Origin of the sequence: Nostoc sp. NZL, assembly GCF_015714705.1 — a bacterium.
GTDB lineage: Bacteria > Cyanobacteriota > Cyanobacteriia > Cyanobacteriales > Nostocaceae > Nostoc > Nostoc foliaceum_A.
Window position 1 is genome coordinate 23457 of the sequence record NZ_WBKL01000039.1, and the last position, 20178, is coordinate 43634.

Sequence of the window (20178 nt, forward strand, 5' to 3'; positions counted from 1 at the left end):
ACCGAACCGTATTGAGAGTGCCCCTACGCGTACGCTTCATTTAGCTGAAATACGCTGTATTTCAGTCTCTAGACACTAACCACAAGGTTCTTGCTGACTTCCTGGCAAATTGGAATGCGGATTTGAAACTCCACTCCCTTGCCGGGTTCTGAGGTGCAAGAGAGTGAACCACCATGTTTTTCGGTGACAATTTGGTAGCTAATCGACAAACCCATACCTGTTCCTTTACCCACAGGTTTTGTGGTGAAGAAAGGATCAAACAGGCGGCGGCGAACAGGCTCTGGTATACTCATACCATTGTCTGCAATCCGAATTTCGACTTGATGAGCATCAATTTGTTCAGTGTAAATAGTAATAGTTGGAGTTGTTATTTGTTCTTGATTTTCCACTAATGACTCTTCCAAAGCATCGATCGCATTACTCAACACGTTCATGAACACTTGATTGAGTTGTCCTGCATAGCATTCCACTTGGGGCAGCAAGGCATAGTGTTTAACAAGTTGAATAGCGGGACAATCTGACTTTGCCTTGAGGCGATGTTGCAGAATCATTATGGTACTGTCAATCCCTTCATGAATATTAACGGCTTTAATCTCGGCTTCATCCATGCGTGAGAAAGTTCGCAGGGAAGCAACAATTTGCCGAATTCGGTCTGCTCCAACCCGCATAGAAGAAAGTAGCTTAGGCAAGTCTTCTAGCAGGAATTCTAGATCGATAGCCTCCGCTTCTTCCTGAATCTCTGGATGGGGAGATGGGTAATGTTTCTGGTAAAGTTCCAGCAGTCTCAGCACCTCTTGGGTGTAGCCGTTGGCATGAGTCAGGTTGCCAAAGATAAAATTGACTGGATTGTTGATTTCGTGAGCAACGCCAGCTACCAGTTGCCCTAAGCTCGACATTTTCTCGGTTTGCACAAGATGAGCCTGGGTTTGTTGCAGTTTGTGCAGCGATTTTTCGAGTTGTTCGGCTTTTTCTCGCTCTCGCATTTCGGATGCTTGCAAAGCTTCATTTTTAACTTCGAGTTCTTGTGATTTGGCTTCCAGTTGTTGCGAGTAAGCTTGTAGGTTGGTGTAGAGACGGGCGTTCTCGATCGCGATCGAAATTTGTGCTATCAACAGACTCAGAACATTTACCCGTTCTGGGGTAAAAGCGCCAGGAATAAGATTATTTTCCAGGTAAAGAAGACCAGTAAACTTGCCAGAGTGAATCAACGGTAGACACAAAATTGACTTAGATTGGTAAGTGGCGATATAAGCATCAGCGGCAAAACGGGAGTCTTTAACAGCATCGTCTAAAACTAGGTTGTTTCTGGTTCTTTCCACATAGTTGAATAAGGCAACCGGAAGTAAGGGTAAATTAGTTTCATCCTGCCCATTAACAACAACGCTAACTTCCTTACCTGCAATTGTTCCTGCTGCTTCTAGTATCCATTGATTCTCGTGCTTGGCAATAAAGTAACCTTGGATAGCGCCAGCATTTTGGATGACATTTTTCATCAATTTTTCGAGCAGGCGACTCAGCACTATTTCTTCTGACAAGACCTGTGAAGCTTTCATCACTGTCATCAAGTCGAGAATTTGAGCGCTGCCGCTAGTCGTGGAGTTGTCTAGTGTAAATTCTTTATAATTCGTTTCTAGCTTTTGTGTGTTTGACCGCACAATCAATTGCGGATAGCGTGCTTCTAATTCTTTGACTTTAGCGATCGCTCCCCAATGGCTATAGGCGTAGTAAGCATTTGTCATGTAGGTGCTAGCGATCGCTTGTTTACCCCATGACAAATAGAATTTGGCAGCGAGTTCATGGGCGAGGGCTTCTTCGTTGATGTACTCGTTTTGTTTAGCAAGTGCGATCGCCCGATCATACATCTCGATCGCTTCGATTTTTTCGCCTAAAACCCGATGCCGTTCTGCTTCTACCAAATAAAATTTGTGTAAATGATTCATTGGGGCATGATGCGCCCATTTTTGCATTTTTTCTTGATTATCTCGGACGCGATCAAGGATGGCATTTCGCTCTGACTCTTGGCGATTGGGATATATTGCTAGCCGTGCTAAAGAATCGTAAAAATGGAATAGAGGAACAATGGGCAATCCTATCACTATGTCCAAATACTTCTGTGCTATAACACTATTTTCAATAGCTTCTGAGTAATTTTCAAACCAATAACTAAGTAAAAGTTTGTTCCAATATATGTAGGCAATTCCCAATATGTCATTCGCTTGCTTGTGCAATGGTAACTTTATCTGCTCATCGCAAGCTTCACCCTTGAGTCCGCAAATATTTTCACTTTTTCCGAGCAGATTTAAGATAGCCTGCCAATAGGTTTCTATGTAATGAAGTGCTGTTTCTTGCTTAATTTTATAAATAGCATTTCTGTTGATTGCTATCTCTCTTTCTAGAAAAGTCAGTTCTTTGCCGCTAAAGTAAGCTAAATAGGAATACATTAGTAAACCATAGGCAGCATATTGTAAATCTCCTGTCTCCAGCCCACTAGAGTAAACTGACACAAAAGGTTCTAAGGTTTCTCTCAGATGATCTTTCCAAGGTCGGATAAATGTATTTACTATCAGGAGTGTCTTAGCTTTGATTTCTTGAGCATTTAACTTTGACACCAGAGTTAAAGCCAATTGACCGAACCGATAACCTGAATCAATATCTCCCACTACTCCGCAAAGAAGAAGACCATAATTGGCATAAGCAAAGGGAGATACAGAAGCATTACCATATTGGACGGATAGATTTACTTGTTTGCATACCGTCAAAGGCAACAATTCTGGCGTAGCAATGTATGCAGCAGCAAAAATGCTTGACAAAAGTTTCATAGCTGCTAATTTATAGCGATCGCTCATTTGAGGTAAATCAACTAAATCCTCAATTTGCGTTCCATTTAAAATTGCCGCAGTTTCAAAGAGTGCTTGTCCAATATCTGACGGGTTCGGCTTTTGGGGAAACTCTACTCCTAATAGCTTTAAAACTTGTAGTCCCGTACTAACCGCTTCTAGCAGCCTGTTTTGCCCTACGTAAGCTTGTATCTGGACTTCATACACTTTAATTTTGTCCAGCAGCGTTTTAGCGTGGTTTTGTACTATCTCAACAAATCTCTGCATTCCTTCAAAATCACCGCTTAAAAAAGCTGCCTCTGTCGCTTCCTCATGCAGTGCTAATGTCAGGTTGTACTGACTTTCCCAGCTATCTTCTGCTAACAAATCTAAACCGACTTGCAAATATTTGATGGCAGAATCGTGCGCTGTAGCTGCTTTCGCTCTTTGGCCTGCGATCAGATTAAGTTCAGCAAATTCATATTTTTCTGTTTCAAATATCAGTAAATCAGCACCGTAATTGAGTTGATTAACTAAAGCAAATATATTTTCTTTGCGTTCTTCTGATGTAGTATTTAGCAGCAGTAATTGACCAATTTTGAGATGCGTTGCTTTCTTCTGCTCATCGGGAATTAGAGAATACGCTGCTTGCTGTACTCGGTCATGTAAAAACTTGTAATCAACTTTGACATCTGTTAAGGTAACGCCGCCTGAATCCTCCTGACTAAATGCCAAGGGAATTTTGTAGTCCTGATTTAACGGCAAAATTAACCCAGCTTGAAGCGCAGACCACAATTGCGCCGCAGTCGTTAGAGAAGATGCCTCGTTAACGATCGCTAATACATCCAGATTAAATGTGTTGCCAATACAAGCAGCAAGTTTGAGTACTTGCTGCGTCTCTAGAGACAGTTTACGAATATTTCTCGCCGTCAGTTCAACCACATTCAGGTCAGTAAGACCAATCGCTTGAATATGTTGGATATCCCACTGCCAAACTCCAGACTGGAAGTCATACGTTAACAAGTCTTCCTGGTATAAGGTTTTGAGCAGTTGCGTTAAGAAGAAAGGGTTTCCTCCAGTTTTGTGGAACAGTAATTCTGCTAATGGCTTGCTGTGTTGTGTGTCATTCAACGTATCGCTAACTAAGTCTTCCACATCTGTTAACTGCAACGGTGACAAGACAATGTTATTCAGCGCTGCACCTGCTTTTTGAATCTTGTCCAAACTGAGCATGAGCAAATGGGTGGGCGACACTTCATTATCCCGATATGCGCCGATTAACAATAAATATTTGCGATCGCTATCCGTCATCAATAGCTCAATTAAGTTCAGCGATGCCGAATCTGCCCACTGCAAATCATCGAGAAACACAACCAAAGGATGGTCTTGGGTTGTGAATACGCCAATGAATTGCCCAAAAACACGATTGAAACGATTTTGAGATTCAGCCGCACCAAGTTGTGTTACGGGTAGTACAGTTCCAATAATTAGTTCGACTTCGGGAATCACATCGATAATGACTTGCCCATTCTCACCCAATGCAGTTAGGAGTTTCTCTTTCCACACTTGGATTTGGGCTTCGCTTTCAGTGAGTAATTGCCCAATTAAAGATTGGAACGCCTGAATCAAAGATGCATAAGGAATATTGCGCTTGAACTGGTCAAACTTGCCTGCAATGAAATAACCTCTTGCTCCTACAATCGGTTTATGAACTTCATTGACGACACTTGTCTTTCCAATCCCCGAATAACCAGAAACGAGCATGAGTTCGCTGCTACCACCTGCCACACGCTTAAATGCAGCCATCAATGTTGCTACTTCTGCTTCGCGTCCGTATAGTGTTTGCGGAATCAAAAAATGCCCAGATTTGTCTTGTCTTCCCGGTACAAAGTTTTCAATTTTTCCAGTCGTATGAAGTTGAAACAAGCATTCCTCTAAATCCGCTTTCAGTCCCCAGGCGCTTTGATACCGCTCCTCTGCTGTTTTCGCTAATAATTTTAAAATAACTGCACTAATTGCCTCCGGCACATCTTCCAAAACACGACACACGGTTTCGCTACAAGGTGCGGCTGGTGTTTTGGCAATGTGACAGTGGATCAACTCCATCGGGTCAACAGCTTGAAAGGGCAAAATACCCGTCAGCATTTCATATAAAGTGACACCCAGCGAATAAAAGTCGGTGCGATAGTCAACCGCCCGATTCATTCTGCCGGTCTGCTCAGGCGACATATAGGCAAGCGTACCTTCGAGCAAATTAGGATTGCTCAAGGTGGGATTTTCTTTATCAAGGCGCGAGGAGATACTAAAGTCAATTAGTTTGGCTTCGCCAGAATCGGGGTCAATTATAATATTGTGCGGCTTAATATCTTTGTGAATAATTTGTTGGGCGTGCAGTTCTCCTAAAATATGTGCTAAATTAATCCCCACCTTGAGGAAAGTAATCAAGGTGGTTGTTTGAGTTGCAATCAGTTCTTGGAGCAAGCAACCTGGAATATCTTCCAAAACCAAAGCCAGTCCATGCTGATAATTCTTTAACTCGTAGGCTTTAACAATGCCAGGAATTTGCAGAGGCTCAATGATTTGATATTCGTGGCGCAGTCGCGCAATGTCTTCTAAGAGTGGATGTTCGCACAGGAGAGTTTTAACAATGACAGAGACGTTATCGATTTCTCGCCGTCCCCGATAAATGACGGTTTTACTACCAGAGTGAAGGGTTTCGAGGAGTTGATAACCAGATAAAGTAGCTGTCATTGTTTTTTCTTGCAATATAAGCATTCTTACTATGCCCATGCAAGTTTAGCTTTGTAACATTTGTGACGAAAATCAGCATAATTTCACGAGATGTTACAAAGACTAATTCACTCCAAAGTTGTATGTTGGGACTTGAGAGCATTGCTGCATCTCAAGTCCCAATAATTCAGGTTTTAACAGATTGCATCACTGCAAAAATCCTGTACTAATGCTTACAGCCACCTTCCTTATGGTGTTTATGCCCATGATCGTGACCGTGAGAACAGCCTTGCAAATTCTCCTTCATAAGCTTGTCGCTGATTTCTTGCAAGGATTCATCCACAGCTTGTAAGCCAATCCAAGCATCAATCTTTTGTACATCAAATCCTACCTCGCGCTGTTCGCCTACTTCTAACAAAGGACGGCGAATCAACAGTGGTTCTTTCAGCATCAGCGCCAAAGCGGTTTGTTCATCCACTTTTTCAGGAACCACCTCACCAGATTTTACCTTGGGGGCGGAAAGATTAAACCATTCGGCTACGGGGCGATCGCCAAAAAATGAGCGCAACCGTTCAACTGTCCAAGGTTCTGTTAGCAGGTTGTATGGTATCACCTCATGACCAGCAGCTGTGAGCAAAACTTTTTGCTTAGTGCCACCTTTACAGCCTGGTTTGCTATAGAAACTTACTCTTGCCATACAATTATCTCCTAATTACTCAATTGTTTGTAGTTGGCGCTTTAGCGCTAAAGCGTCTAACTATAAACCCTGACGATGCCTAATTAAAAATTCCTAGCCTGATGAGTACCTAAGTCAAACTCAAATCTCTCATCTGGATCAGTTTCGCCGTAGATATTAAAAGTCACAGTTGGTTCATCACCCATTGCTTCTACACTGTGAATTGCATCAGGAGTGAAGCTAATAATATCCCCTGGCAATAGAGTTATCTCTCCCGTCTGTTCAATTTTGTCCTGAAATTCTGGGCTATGAGTGCGTCGCCAAAAAGTATTTTTTTCCTCACCTTTTAACACCGCTACTATTCCCCATGTCCCATGATTATGAATGGTTGATCGGGTTCCTGGTGCAAATGTTACTGTTTGCACCGTCAACGGAAAACCCAATTCATCATATAGGAGTAAAACAGAGTTTCCCGTTTTGGGTGAAGGCTCTAAATGTTGACTTTGCACCCAGTAGGAATTTACTATCAAGCGCCTTACGAGCATCCGAATTTCTGGCAGACAATTGGCCTCATTATCACCACTATTGAGAACATCTTCCACCTCAGTTAAAAACCGATAAAGGCGGTAATTTTCTCTCAATAAATCCCATGCTCTCACAGATTTACAGGCTTGATACTGACCGTCCCCCGTTAGCAGCCAATCCCTACCTTTCATAACTTTTAAATTGATAACGGCGAAGATTGGATGATCAGGATCGGAGAGACATTAGGAATATTGCCTACAGGAAGTTTAGTAGGTATGGTAATAGGAGGAAAGATAGAGTTACTATCAGTAGCCGCTCCTAACAGGGAGTAAGAGGAATATGATGTAGTAGATAACCAATTGTTCATGATTGTTCACCTTGATTTTTGATTGCTGACTAATTAATCATCTTCTTCTGCTGGACGTGTCAAAATATCCAGGAGAATTCCGGCTCCAAAGTCATGCTTTTCGTCTATCTCTTTGACTTTAGTGCTGATCTCTTTTGCTTCCTCGATTGCTCCCAACTTTGCTAGTACTAATCCAGAAGCAGCATAAGCATTTAAGTACAATCGAATTTGTGGGTCTTCTTTGCGATTGACTAATATAAGCTTAAGTTGCTCCCAGTCTTCAGGTAATTTTTCTAGTTCTTTAATTTTATCTAATAATTTGATTGTTGTTTGTAATGCAAGAGAATAATTATTCTTATAATAAAAAAATCTATATGCTGCTACTAAGACATCTGTATTTTCACCAGTCTTATCTAAAGCTTGTTGAATATACTTTTCCGACTCTGATGTGTTCTCCCAGTTTTGTGCAGCTAAAACTAATAGATTTTTGATGTCTTCTGGAACCTCGAACCACGAGAATTTGTTTGCATCAAGTTGCATAATAATCTTTTTGAGAGTTAGGAGTTAGGAGTGAGGAGTTAGAAGTTAAGACTTAATAATCTCTAACTCCTAACTTTTGTTAAAACAAAGTAAGAACGTACACCAAGGTGAATAAAACAATCCAGATAATGTCTACGAAGTGCCAGTAAATTTCTGTCATTTCGATGAAAGTATGATTGGTTGCAGAATATTCACCGGGAAGACGCGATCGCCACAATACTCGTAATATCAATAACAGTCCCACAAAAACGTGCAAACCGTGGAACCCTGTCATGATATAAAAGCAGTTGGCGAAGACGTTGGTAGTCAGTCCGTATCCTAATGTTGAGTACTCATAAACTTGACCACCCAAGAATATTGCGCCCATGATTGCAGTAATTGCATACCATAGTTGCATTCCCTTGACATTATTCTTTTTAATCGCCTTATCACCGAAGTGAATGACGAAACTACTAGATACCAGAATAATGGTGTTAATCGTCGGTACAAGTAGTTCTACTTCGCTTCCTTCTGGAGGCCAAACTGCTGTAGTACCTCGAAAAAATAAATAAGTGGCAAAAAATCCCCCAAACATCAGGGATTCAGAGGCTAGGAATGTCAACAATCCCCAGACTCTTAAATCTGGATGTTCTTCGTGTCCTGCACTGTGATCTTGACTCGTGGTTGTAGCTATGGTCATAGATTTTTTGACAATATTATCCACTGTGTCTGTTGTGGAAGCTTGAATGAAGAATGAAGTGTGAAGCGGCAAAATTTTCATTCTTCATCCAAAATCCCTGTTTAACTTATACCAATTCACAAAAATCCTGATACATATAGATTTCTCGTAGGGGCATGGCATTACCATGCCCTTACCAGCGTATTTGTATCATTATTAAAGTGAAATAGTATTAACCCTTCACTTGTTCAGGAATTCTCAAAAATCCGAGTTTCGAGTTTTGAAGCTCAAGTTCCGAGTTCCGAAGCTCAAGTTCCGAGTTCTGAAGCTCAAGTTTCGAGTTCCAAGCTCGGAGTTCCGAGTTCTGAAGCTCAAGTTCCGAGTTCCAAGCTCGGAGTTTCGAGTTTTGAAGCTCAAGTTTCGAGTTCCAAGCTTGAAGTTCCGAGTTCTGAAGCTCAAGTTCCGAGTTCTAAGCTTGGAGTTTCGAGTTCTCAAATTAAATGACTAGAAATTACAGTCACCTTAACAGCGATCGCAGTACTTAATCTATTAACTAAGCACTAGCTTCCGGTGTTGCAGATGGCTGTACTTCATTACTGTGACCATGACCGTAGTCATAAGGGCCATGAGTGACAACCGGCAACACTTCCCAGTTTTCAATTGCAGGTGGTGAGCTAGTTGTCCATTCTAAAGTCAAAGCTTGCCAAGGATTATCACCAGCCAAAGGCCCTTTCAGCCAACTGTAGATCATGTTGATGGCGAAAGGAATTACCGATATCCCCAAAACAAATGAACCAAAGGTACAAATTTGATTGAGGTCGATAAATTGGGGGTCATACATTGCCACTCGTCGAGGCATTCCTTTTAAACCCAACTCGTGCATGGGTAAAAAGGTCAGATTAGTGCCGATGAAAGTAAGGGCGAAATGAATGCGTCCCAAGCTTTCATTCAGCATTCGTCCGGTCATTTTTGGGAACCAGTGATAAATACCGGCGTAGATGCCAAACACGGAACCGCCAAACAGAACGTAATGGAAATGTCCGACAACATAATATGTGTCGTGGACGTGAACATCAAAGGGAGCTGTTCCCATCGTCACACCACTTAAGCCGCCCATGACAAACATGGACAACAAGCCAATGGCAAAAAGCATCGCACCTGTGAAGCGGATTTTACCACCCCAGAGGGTAGCAACCCAGGCAAAAATCTTTACGCCAGTGGGAACTGCAACTATAAGAGTGGAGATAGTGAAGAACATCCGCATCCAACCGGGTGTGCCACTGGTAAACATGTGGTGTACCCAGACGAACAAACCCACAACGCAGATAGCTACACTAGAATAAGCGATCGCTTTATAACCAAAGATTGGCTTACGGGCGTGAACTGGAATTACCTCCGACATGATGCCGAAGATGGGCAGAATCATTAAATATACTGCCGGGTGAGAATAAAACCAGAATAAGTGTTGATAAATTACAACGTTACCACCTGCATCTGGTTTAAAGAAGGAGGTGCCAAAGTTGAGGTCAAACAACAGCAGAACTAAACCTGCTGCTAATACAGGTGTGGAAAGCAGTGCCAGAATGGAGGTTGCCAAGATTGCCCAGCAAAATAGGGGCACTTGATCCCATTTCATGCTAGGAACTTTCATCATCAAAATGGTGATCACAAAGTTCAGTGAACCCAAAATTGAGGAAGTTCCCACCAAAACGATCGCAAGTATCCACATAGTTTGAGCGATTGGCGCTGTCACCAAACTCAAAGGTGGATAAGCTGTCCAACCAGATTGGGAACCGCCAAAAATGAAACTACCTAAAATCAGCGCACCGGCTGGCGGGTTTAACCAAAAGGCGATCGCGTTCAGCTTCGGGAAAGCCATATCCCTAGCACCGACCATCAACGGCACCAAATAGTTACCAAATCCCCCAATGGCGCTAGGGACAATCCACAGGAAGATCATGATCGTCCCGTGATTGGTCATGAAAGCGTTATATAGATTGGGGTCGAGTACGTCTGCATCTGGTGTTGCTAATTCGACACGCAGAGCGATCGCCATCAGTCCGCCGATGAGATAGAACACAAACGCCGTCACTAGATATTGGATACCAATAACCTTGTGATCAACATTAAATGTAAAATAATCCTGCCATTTCCACGCCTTCGGATGGGAGGTGTGGCCAGCCACCATTTCCGGTTTATTTTCTTCTGGTGGAGTATTCCGTGGGAATTCTACCTGCGTCATATTTTTTTACCACTATGGGGAGTCTAGGGTCAAACGTCCAAAGCTCTTGTACAGACGCGATTAATCGCGTCTCTCCTGACCAATGACCATTGACTCTAGAGTTGCTGCACTAATTCCCATATCATGGGTGTGGGGCGCGAGAAACTCTGATGTTGATAAGTCGGCTGGATTAACAGCAACGACTTGATTGAGGTTTTGCTGTTGAGCAATCTGGTTTTCTGTCCGCCAGCTTTCATATTCTTCCGGTGTGTGGACAATTACCTGTGTCCGCATTGAACCGTGATAACCACCGCACAACTCAGCACAAACTACGGGATATGTACCTGGTTTGGTGGCAACAAATCGTAGTTCAGTAGGGATACCGGGAAGTGCATCTTGCTTCAAGCGGAAGTTTGGCACCCAGAATGAGTGAATTACATCTTGTGCTGAAAGGTTGAGTTGCACATCAGCACCGACGGGAATGTGTAATTCCCCAGAGGTAATGCCACTATCAGGGTAATTAAATAACCAGGCATACTGTATGCCTTTGACATCAACAACTAAGTCGGCTGGTTTGTTAAGGGTTTGAGGAGACGCGCCAATACCAATTGTGGGGGCAGTTGTTGCTTCAGTATCGCTTAATGTAGCTGCAATAGCACTTCCGGGCATATGAGCAACATGAGCTGCTGAATGAGGATGACCCGCAGGCTCAAAGCCGCCCATTTGGTTAAAAACATCTACGCTGTAGATACCCAAACCAAGGACGATCACTGTTGGAATTGCTGTCCAGAAGATTTCTAAGGGAACGTTACCTTCTATTGGTAAACCATCAGTATCATCACCGCGACGGCGACGAAACTTCACCAAAAAAATCAGAATAGTTCCTTCTACCACCAAGAAGAGTGCGATCGCAATGGTAAACATGACGTTAAAAAAACCGTCTACCAAAGGCGCTTGTAGCGATGCTTGCACCGGCATCAGAGTGTGGTTTTGACCAATCCAAATGCTGATTGCTGTAACTACTATCCCAGCAACCAGAGTCCATAACGAAACAGGAACTTGTTGCATACATGCTACCTGCTCTGTAAACAGTCTTTAAAGGTGTGATTTTCTGGGTTTTGAGCATTGGGCATTGACTATTGTTATCTATTGCCTATTGCCTATTCCCCATTCCCTTTTACAGGGCAGCGTTTTTTGTTTTCACTTATTAACTTTCTAACGTGCAGCCATAAAAAATGGGGGAAACTTCCAGATTTTTTCCATATCTTTCCCCCAGAAACTTACAAATTATATTTCAACTCCTATGAAAAAGGTAGCCCCCTGCTCCCAGAAAAGCTTGTTGTTCCAAGAGGGCACTGTTAGACCTAATATTGATTAGGCTAGATTAGCAGCAAGTTTAAATTTGTTAATAGCTAACACTTTACGATTTACGGATTTGTTTACTGTGAACTTTTTATGAGTTCCGGTAAATATTTATTATTCCCCTCAAGTTACCTTGCCTAGCGCATTTACGCTTTATCCAAACAGTGCCTCCTTGAATGAACAACAATTTTGACTAACTCCAAAAATCTTAATTGTTTAATGCAACATGGGTGTAGCAATTCTTGGGGCAAATCCGTGAACATGCTTCACAACCAATACAGTTTTCTGGAGAAGTAACTGCCATTACTTTCCGTTCAATTTCTTCGTCATCTTCATCTTCCACAAATTCACCTTCTTCATTAAGCGCCTTTAAACCGAGCACATTGTACCCGCATACTTTAACGCATCTGCCACAGCCGATACATTTATCTTTGTCGATTTCTTGAGCAAATTTTGGTGTCCAAGCCTTACCGCCAAATGTCAAACCTGTTAGTTGTGCCATGAATAATTCCTCGGCAATTTCGCCTGTCAATATGTTTGTGCATTAATCATCATATTATCCTAATAGTTTATCTTTTTGCTATTTAAAAATTACTTTTTTATCATCAAGTTTCGATGACTTTGAACACAATTACATATTGTTTTTTATTTCAATTAATAGATGAAACTTATTGCCAATAATTATTATGCATATTTGGTTAGCATCCTAATCTCACAAACCCCAATCCTTACAGGGTATAGGAAAAATTGAAACCCTCTATCCTTGTAAAAAGGAGGTTTCTAGATAAGAATGATGATACTATTTTTCAAATATATTTAGGTTTAGGCAAGTAAATTTAGATAAACTGTATATACTTATACAAATCAATATGTTCATTAATTACAATTTTATATATGCAATATGTATTTCATAAAGCAACAATTCCCCAGTCACTTTTGATTCAATTATTTAAATAAATGATGACAAAAAATACTTTTATTTCATATGAAGAAACCTAATTGATTTATGAAGGAACTGTAAATTTGATGGCAGAATATTATCATGCATTAAATATTAAAATTATTAATAAATCAGATAAAGTCCAATTGTGACGGGATTAAATATGTCCTAAAAAGACTTTATGGTCAAAGCTAAAATGTTCATCAGATACGTAATTAAATAAATGTTAAGATTTTTTTCTAAGCTCGGTACGAACAAACTAATCATTTTTTTCATGAAATGTATAGTTAATAAGAAGTTTTATTAGGCTCGGTGAAAAAGCCTTAAATAGCTTCCAATTGGATGCAAAGCCAAAATATGGATGTGGGGAATAAATGTGGTGAGAAATTATTATTCTCGCCAGAAAGATTATGTGGTAGCGAGTCATGAATAGACAGGACTCATCCAGGGGAGACCTGAGCCAGACATCTCAACGATTAGAGTGGGAAAAGAGCCAAATGCCTTATACAATTCCTAACAACAGTTGCGTTGGATGTGACAACTGCCGCCCCCAATGTCCTACGGGTGCAATCAGAATAGAGGACAATGAATACTGGGTTGATCCTGGTCTTTGTAATAATTGTGAGGGCTATTATTCAGAACCGCAATGTGTAATAGCTTGTCCAACTAAATCTCCCATTCCCTGGCAGGCGAAAAAGGGTAGATGCAAAGTAGAACCAAGAGATGCTACCAGCTTAGACTTGTTTTCTAATGGTAAGAATAACCCATTTGCTTCAGCGATCGCAATTTGGGAAGCTTGTAATGTCCTAGCGCAACGCACATCCCTACATTGGGAAAATGATGAAGAGGGTTACTTGTGTTACAGCCGACAAGTCAATCAAGGTCGAGGTGCGATCGCCTTTCACATCCAAGATCCATTCCAAGTTAACGACAAAGCCACAGATTTAGCAGCAATTGAAGGGCTTGACATCAGAGCCGCTTGCATACATCTGATTTTTGCAGCTTACGCCACAGCTTTAGATCAACCTTGGGAGCAAGAATTTGCGATCGATGAGCGACAAATTGAGAAATATTTGGGGATGGAGAAACGCAAAGACTTGAGCAAAGCTGCCAAGCTAGCTTTAATGAAAAATATCGTTCAGCAAGCTTGCTCCCTGATTATCTCCATTGACTGGCCCCAACAAGGTCGAATTAACGGATTCTCTATTACAAATAGTCGCTTGTGGCACTTAGTAGATATTCAGCACCACTTTCAAGAAGACAATCTTGGATGCAAATATCTGATTGGGCTAACTTTTAAAGTAAAAGCAGGCTTATGGGCACAATATTTTTTAAACAAACAAGCATGTAAAGAGCGAACCGCATTCTATCAATACGGTAGTCTCCCTAAAACGCTGCTAACCACAGTCATGAGCATTTGGCAGCAACATGAAGGCGCAGTCCGACTAATGCTGTGGTTGCTGTTTAAAACCAAAATGGGCAAAGAACAACGCATTACTATTCCTACATTGCTGCGTATTGCTTATGGTGAAGAAAAAGTCGCCCTTGCATCCAGACAACGGGAAGAACGCAAACGTCTGCTGCGAACTTTTGAAAGTGATTTGGAAATTCTCAATCACTATGGAATGAAACCACTTTTCGACCCAATTACTTACCCACCAGAAATTCAACCTTTGTGGGCGAAGTTAGTTAATCTTCCTGAAGACCCAGATGAAGCGTTAGAATTTTGGACTAATGATGGTGGCGCTGAAACTCGCCTCACAGACACAGGCCCCCGTGGTAAGTGGAATCTGTTAATGAATGCGCGGATTTTGGCTTTTGAACTCCCACCAGAATGGGAACAGCAAATTTCAGAATCGGAAAAAAAGAAAACAAGAACTGCTAAAGCTAAAAAGAAGCCCAAAACTACCAACGATTTGCTAGGTGAACAGATTTTGCAAGCGCGAAAAAATTTGAATCTCTCCCAAAGAGAGTTAGCAAAACTCACAGGTAAAAGCCAAAGCTGGATTCGAGATATCGAAAATGGTCGTTTAAAAGCCAAGTTAGAAGACCAAGTACTTTTACGAAAAGTGCTAAATATGGCTCAATCTTAATTTTGGATTTTGGATTTGGGTTCAGATACAAGCCTGGAAACCCAGATAAAATCTGACTGACTTTCTTAATTACGTAACTTACTTCCCGCCGGAGGCGAGTATTACGAATTACGTTAGCGTAGCGGGGCGTAGCCCATTACGAATTACGAATTACGAATTAGGTAGATGCATACCCCAGCTTTTTATGCGCTATAACTCATCACCTTATTAGAAGTAAGCCAGAGACTAGCTACAGCATATTTAGTAACTACCAATTCTTGTGTAGCATTGCATGAACTCTTCAGTTGTTGAGTTTTGGTTTCATCCTTTACAAGTTTAGCTTGGTAAGTGTAGAAAGAACCAGAAGGTTGTTCAAAACTTAGCTCACCCAGAATAGTACTATTATCTAAACTTTGCTCCAAAATTTTGCCTGCAACTTTGTAGTTAAACCAATCCCATCCATTGCGAAGGATTAGTTCTCTTTCCAAAATCTGAAGTGCAGCAGGCAGAATTCCCCAGCCTCTATAGACTTTTTTTAAGCATTCAATATCGCCAGTACGAGTCAAAATCGATCTAAATGAAGCTTGATCGAGACGACCATAGTATCTTCCTTCTGGCAAGTCTATGACTGTTGGTGCAAACCGATGTCCACCAAAGTGCGATGATTTCCAAATTCGTACATTATCCAAGCACAAATCAGCCTTACTCGCTGTAACATTGAAGTAAAAGGGAGCACCATATCTGGCACAGCACTTATCATGGCTACCGTGGGTACAAACTAAAATATCTTTAGTTACACTGGTTTCTATCTCAGAATTAGAACTGATACCCCATAACCATTTTTGGACAACTGCTGCTACTTGCTCAATATTTGCTAGCTTAAACTCTTGCTTGTGATATCCATTACTTAGACCCTCTTCTTTTTGATAAATCAAAAGCGTAGTGTGGTTTACTTTGTGGGATACATCATTAGCAATCAAGAGGAATCTAATTGGTAATTTAGCACGCTTCACTTCATCTACCAAAATCCTCAAATTCTGGGGCACCCATTTGGAATTCAAGGCTTCTGATGTCCAAGGTAAAGGACACTCAACTAAAATATAAGTTTGATAATTGGTGGCGCTACCAATAACATCTTCTCCTATTTGCTGTGAATCGTCAGAACAAAAAAAAGTATTCATCTCGCTGTACTCATTAGCGTATTTTATGGACAAAAGGTATTACAAAATACAATTGTGTTCTTAGCTACAATATCCTTGGCTAAAGGAGATAAAAAAGAACAATATTCATTTCCCAGTTAAAACTAGGTAGCCACTTTATAACATCATTATTGAGCAAGGTCTTTCCGGTTAATAAATTCTCCACAATAGATATAAACAGTGTCAAGATAGATTTTTCCGTATGAGCGACGTTAATTTTGTATCTAGTTTTATTGTTATTTGGTATCTCATAAATTTTAACTTGCGGAAACTCGGCTTTTCTGAACTTGCTTTCTTTCCCAAAATCAAATATATTCAATCTTGTGCGATCACTTAGTGAGTAACAGGCAATTAACTTGCTTACTATATCGATGTAGCTGATACTACAATCAAATATATTGCTTGCAGCAACATAATTATTTAAAGTTTTGCTGAAATTATCTACATAGCTAGTTACAGTTCCTGTTTTTACACATAAAGATATAACTTTGTGTTTTTTTGTGGGCAACATATTTCTAAAGGTAGATGCGAAAACACTTGATAAACAAACAATCCTTTGATAAGGCAATCCTGTTTTAAAACTTTTTCCCCACTATCTGCTTTGAATGTGTTAATCCATGTATTCATATTGCGAATAATTATCAATTAGATCGGAAAAATAAAAACAACTAAATTAGGGGTAAATGCTTTAATGCCCCGTACTTCATGTGCGATCAGTTAACGATCAAAACTAGTGACTAATTATTAGCAGCGTCACTGATATCAACATTAACAAACCTAGTATTTATCCTTTTATCTAGTCTAACTCGCTGAAGCTCATGTCAGGGTTTGATTATATGTATCTGCCTTGACTGTAACTGAACTCAATAATAAATGCAAGTATTTGAGAATCTTTATAATTACTTTACCGTTTGTTGCTTCTAGAAGATTGGTTAAATCAAGGTTAACGGGCATTTTATAGTGGAGATAGGTCCGTTGAGCGAGCATTGATTCTTTTAATACAATAGATAAAGTTTTGCAATTGTGACAAATTGTTGCCAGTAAGGGTACACAGATGTGCCCTCATAGTAATCCCAAGATTTTTAACTATGGCGATCGCATATTTCTACTTTCATGGAGAATTGAATCATTTTTTACCACGGCATCATAAGCAAGTGAAAATCTCCCATTTTTTTGAGGAGAGAGCCTCAATTAAGGACATGATTGAGTCGTTGGGTGTGCCTCATCCCGAAGTTGATTTTATAAATGTTAATGGTGAATATGTAAATTTTTCTTACATAGTTTCGGATGGAGATACTATCAATGTTTATCCAATTTCAGCTAGGAGTGTTATTATACCAAGCGTTTCTGTTCTGCCAAAACCGCTCAGTATTATCCGCTTTGTTTTAGATATTCACTTGGGGAAGCTTGCGACATCTTTACGACTTTTAGGTTTTGATACTTTATATCGCAATGACTACGAAGATGAGAAATTAGCAGAAATATCTTACAGCCAAGCGCGGATTCTGTTGACTCGTGATAAGGGTTTATTGATGCGTAGTTTGGTAACGCATGGGTATTACGTTAGAAATACTAACCCTCAACAACAAATCATAGAAGTACTGCAACGCTTCGACTTGTTTAAATTAATTTCACCATTTAAACGGTGTTTGCGTTGCAATGGATTATTAGAATCTGTAGATAAGCAATCCATCGTTGACAAGCTACCAGAAACAGTGCGATCGCAGATTGATCAATTCCAGCGTTGTCAAGACTGCGATCGCATTTATTGGAAAGGTTCCCATTATGAACGATTGCAACAATTTATTGACGAAGTGCTTGACTTCAGAACAGGTAAATATAAGGAGCATAAAAAACTATGATAATTTTAGCTCTTGATTTTGGCGGAACTAAACTAGCAGCAGCATTAGTAAATATCGGTTCTAGAAAGTGGTTGCGTTATGAACGTCGTCTCTCGCCAGCGAATGCTAATGCTAGCACTGACTTAGAAATTATGCGATCGCTAATTTACTCGCTGCTACAAGACGCAAAACCTACTGCGATCGGTGTCAGCTTTGGCGGCCCAGTTGACGCTTCCACAGGGATGGTGCGACTATCTCATCATGTGGCTGGATGGGAAAACATTCCCCTCAAAGGTTTGTTAGAAGATGAGTTTGGGGTTTCTGTTGGTGTAGACAATGATGCTAACGTTGCTGCTTTGGGAGAACATCGCTTTGGGGCAGGACAGGGATACGATAGCCTGTTTTACATCACTGTCAGCACTGGCGTGGGTGGTGGTTGGATACTGAACGGCCAGCCTTGGCGGGGTGTGAGTGGAATGGCTGGTGAAATTGGGCATATGGTTGTAGATCCTGCTGGGCCAGTGTGTTTGTGTGGGAAGCGGGGATGTGTGGAACGTTTCGCGTCGGGGCCTTATATGGCGCAAAATGCTAGGGAAATTTTGGAAACTATAGACGCGCCAGGGGCTTCCCAGAGGGTACCGCAGAGGCGCGGAGGACTCGGAGATGGAGAGGTTTTGAGGAGTTTGGTGGGGAATAATTTAACGTTGCTGACGGGGCAGTTGGTAAGTGAAGCGGCAACGGCTGGAGATGATTTGGCTAAGGAAGTTTTGCACAAGGCTGCTTGGGCGCTGGGTGTGGGTATTGGCAATGTGGCTAATTTAATGAATCCGCAGCGCTTTGTGTTGGGAGGCGGTGTGACGAAGGCGGGGGAGGATTTTTGGCAGGTGATGCAGCAGGTGGCGCGGGAGACGGCTTTGCCAGAGGTTGATTTTGCTATTGTGCCGGCGGAGTTGGGGGATGATGCGCCGTTGTGGGGGGCTGTGGCGATCGCTTCTATGTTACTCACCACTGTGTAAAATAAGTCCCAAGATAGTGTGTCTCTCACCACAAAAGAGTTTAAGCTGGGCGTATAAGTTTGGGGAAATTAGTGATGAATAAGGAAACAGTTCCTAGTCAAGCTGAAAAGTCGAATCCAGAAGGCGAGCCATCACAATTAAGTCCAGAGGTACTTGACAAAATCAAACACCCTGCGAGGATAGATGATGTTATTCGGGAGCAGTCACCAGAAGAACGTAAAAGTAATCCAGCTTTAGTACCGGAAATGATTGATGATCCAACTGATCAGTGATTGGGTTTGTGAAAGAGTAATCACAAAGCTCAGATTCCCAACTTCTTGAAGAAGTTAGGAATCTTTTTAGTAATTTATTAATACCATCCCCAATTATGCAGTTGTTCCTGATATATTTCTGGCGTGTTGATATCTAATAGCACAGCCGGATTATCAAATTTAACTTGGTGAATTACTGGATAAAATTCTTTGATAATTTGGCGTAAACCTAAGCTTTCTTCACGGATATTTTGTAAGTGCGATCGCATCCCATTACTAAATAACAATGGATGCCCCATTTTACTTTGATATGTGGGTGCAGTAATCATTGCTGAATTGTCTTGGTGTGCTAACAGCAATCTTTGGTAAATCTCTATTTTTCTGGGTTGATCAACTGCGGAAATCGCTAATATTTCAAAGTTTGGGGGAATACGTTGCAACCCTGTAAGGAGGGAAGTTGTTTTCCCGGTATTGGCATGAGGATTAATTACAGTCAAACTACCCTCAGGACAAACTTTTTGTTTCTCGCTGTTGTGTGAACCTAACACTACCACAGGGGTAAAACCTACACTCAACCACTGTTCTAGTTGATAAGTTAATAATGTTTTACCTTCACCCCAAGGAAGTGAAGTTTTACAAGTACCCATACGAGTAGATGCACCTGCTGCCAGAACAATAGCAAAGTGTGACATTACCCTATTTTTGGGATAAAAACTTAAAATACCATAAGCAGTCACCATAGTAAAGTCATCTGTATTAGGTAAGATTCTACAGAGTTGATTTTTCTAACCAGGGTTGTATATACAGGATTTTTCAAGTAAGCATTATAGAATTTAACTACTGAAATTTTGGATAAATAATATTATTTAAACAAATAAACTCTATCTAAAGATATCAATTATTCTGACAAAAGATAGTCGTCAACAAGACATATAGCGTGAGAAAAGACTTATAATCACGTGGGTTGCCCAATTATAAAGGAGGC

At 41.0% G+C, this 20178-nt stretch carries 15 protein-coding genes; 4 read left to right on the top strand and 11 right to left on the bottom strand.

Annotated features, from left to right (window positions below):
• Nucleotides 1-68: 68 nt before the first annotated feature.
• From F8R90_RS05485 to fdxB, 8 genes are all read right to left on the bottom strand, one after another.
• On the bottom strand, nt 69-5567 hold the full coding sequence (locus F8R90_RS05485) for a trifunctional serine/threonine-protein kinase/ATP-binding protein/sensor histidine kinase (protein ID WP_196509912.1): 5499 nt from the start codon (nt 5565-5567) through the stop codon (nt 69-71).
• A gap of 205 nt (nt 5568-5772) precedes the next feature.
• Nucleotides 5773-6243 carry an ArsC/Spx/MgsR family protein gene (locus tag F8R90_RS05490; RefSeq protein ID WP_196509913.1) on the bottom strand — a complete coding sequence of 157 codons (471 nt, stop codon included), beginning with the start codon at nt 6241-6243 and terminating at the stop codon, nt 5773-5775.
• A gap of 83 nt (nt 6244-6326) precedes the next feature.
• Nucleotides 6327-6938, bottom strand: a complete 612-nt coding sequence (locus F8R90_RS05495) for a cupin (RefSeq protein WP_196509914.1) — start codon at nt 6936-6938, stop codon at nt 6327-6329.
• A gap of 209 nt (nt 6939-7147) precedes the next feature.
• Entirely contained in the window at nt 7148-7633 is a 486-nt protein-coding gene (locus F8R90_RS05500; protein WP_196509915.1) for a hypothetical protein, read from the bottom strand.
• A gap of 79 nt (nt 7634-7712) precedes the next feature.
• A complete protein-coding gene (locus tag F8R90_RS05505) occupies nt 7713-8312 on the bottom strand; it encodes a cytochrome c oxidase subunit 3 (protein WP_196509916.1) in 600 nt (199 codons plus the stop codon).
• A gap of 532 nt (nt 8313-8844) precedes the next feature.
• Entirely contained in the window at nt 8845-10533 is a 1689-nt protein-coding gene (ctaD, locus tag F8R90_RS05510; protein ID WP_196509917.1) for a cytochrome c oxidase subunit I, read from the bottom strand.
• 60 nt (nt 10534-10593) lie between these two features.
• The gene (locus F8R90_RS05515; protein WP_196509918.1) at nt 10594-11580 is read right to left on the bottom strand and encodes a cytochrome c oxidase subunit II; all 987 of its coding nucleotides are present in this window, start codon (nt 11578-11580) and stop codon (nt 10594-10596) included.
• Nucleotides 11581-12082: 502 nt separating this feature from the next.
• A complete protein-coding gene (gene fdxB / locus F8R90_RS05520) occupies nt 12083-12376 on the bottom strand; it encodes a ferredoxin III, nif-specific (protein ID WP_190730863.1) in 294 nt (97 codons plus the stop codon).
• A gap of 935 nt (nt 12377-13311) precedes the next feature.
• Here fdxB and F8R90_RS05525 point away from each other — a divergent pair.
• Nucleotides 13312-14907 carry a helix-turn-helix domain-containing protein gene (locus tag F8R90_RS05525; protein ID WP_196509934.1) on the top strand — a complete coding sequence of 532 codons (1596 nt, stop codon included), beginning with the start codon at nt 13312-13314 and terminating at the stop codon, nt 14905-14907.
• 182 nt (nt 14908-15089) lie between these two features.
• On the opposite strand, the gene F8R90_RS05530 is transcribed toward F8R90_RS05525, so the two are convergent.
• Both F8R90_RS05530 and F8R90_RS05535 read right to left on the bottom strand, forming a co-directional pair.
• Entirely contained in the window at nt 15090-16067 is a 978-nt protein-coding gene (locus F8R90_RS05530; protein ID WP_196509919.1) for a sucrase ferredoxin, read from the bottom strand.
• Between the two features lie 79 nt (nt 16068-16146).
• Complete coding sequence (locus F8R90_RS05535; RefSeq protein WP_196509920.1) at nt 16147-16596, bottom strand: hypothetical protein; 450 nt, start codon at nt 16594-16596, stop codon at nt 16147-16149.
• 577 nt (nt 16597-17173) lie between these two features.
• Between F8R90_RS05535 and F8R90_RS05540 the strand changes: the two genes are divergently transcribed.
• The 3 genes from F8R90_RS05540 (at nt 17174) to F8R90_RS05550 (ending at nt 19214) form a co-directional block, all read left to right on the top strand.
• A complete protein-coding gene (locus F8R90_RS05540) occupies nt 17174-17947 on the top strand; it encodes a Mut7-C RNAse domain-containing protein (protein ID WP_196509921.1) in 774 nt (257 codons plus the stop codon).
• Entirely contained in the window at nt 17944-18942 is a 999-nt protein-coding gene (locus F8R90_RS05545) for an ROK family protein (protein WP_196509922.1), read from the top strand. The genes F8R90_RS05540 and F8R90_RS05545 overlap by 4 nt, the downstream gene beginning before the upstream one ends.
• Before the next feature lie 74 nt (nt 18943-19016).
• Nucleotides 19017-19214 carry a hypothetical protein gene (locus F8R90_RS05550; RefSeq protein ID WP_190889987.1) on the top strand — a complete coding sequence of 66 codons (198 nt, stop codon included), beginning with the start codon at nt 19017-19019 and terminating at the stop codon, nt 19212-19214.
• 77 nt (nt 19215-19291) lie between these two features.
• Here F8R90_RS05550 and F8R90_RS05555 read toward each other — a convergent pair whose 3' ends face one another.
• Nucleotides 19292-19885, bottom strand: a complete 594-nt coding sequence (locus F8R90_RS05555) for a nucleotidyltransferase family protein (protein ID WP_196509923.1) — start codon at nt 19883-19885, stop codon at nt 19292-19294.
• Between the last annotated feature and the right edge of the window lie 293 nt (nt 19886-20178).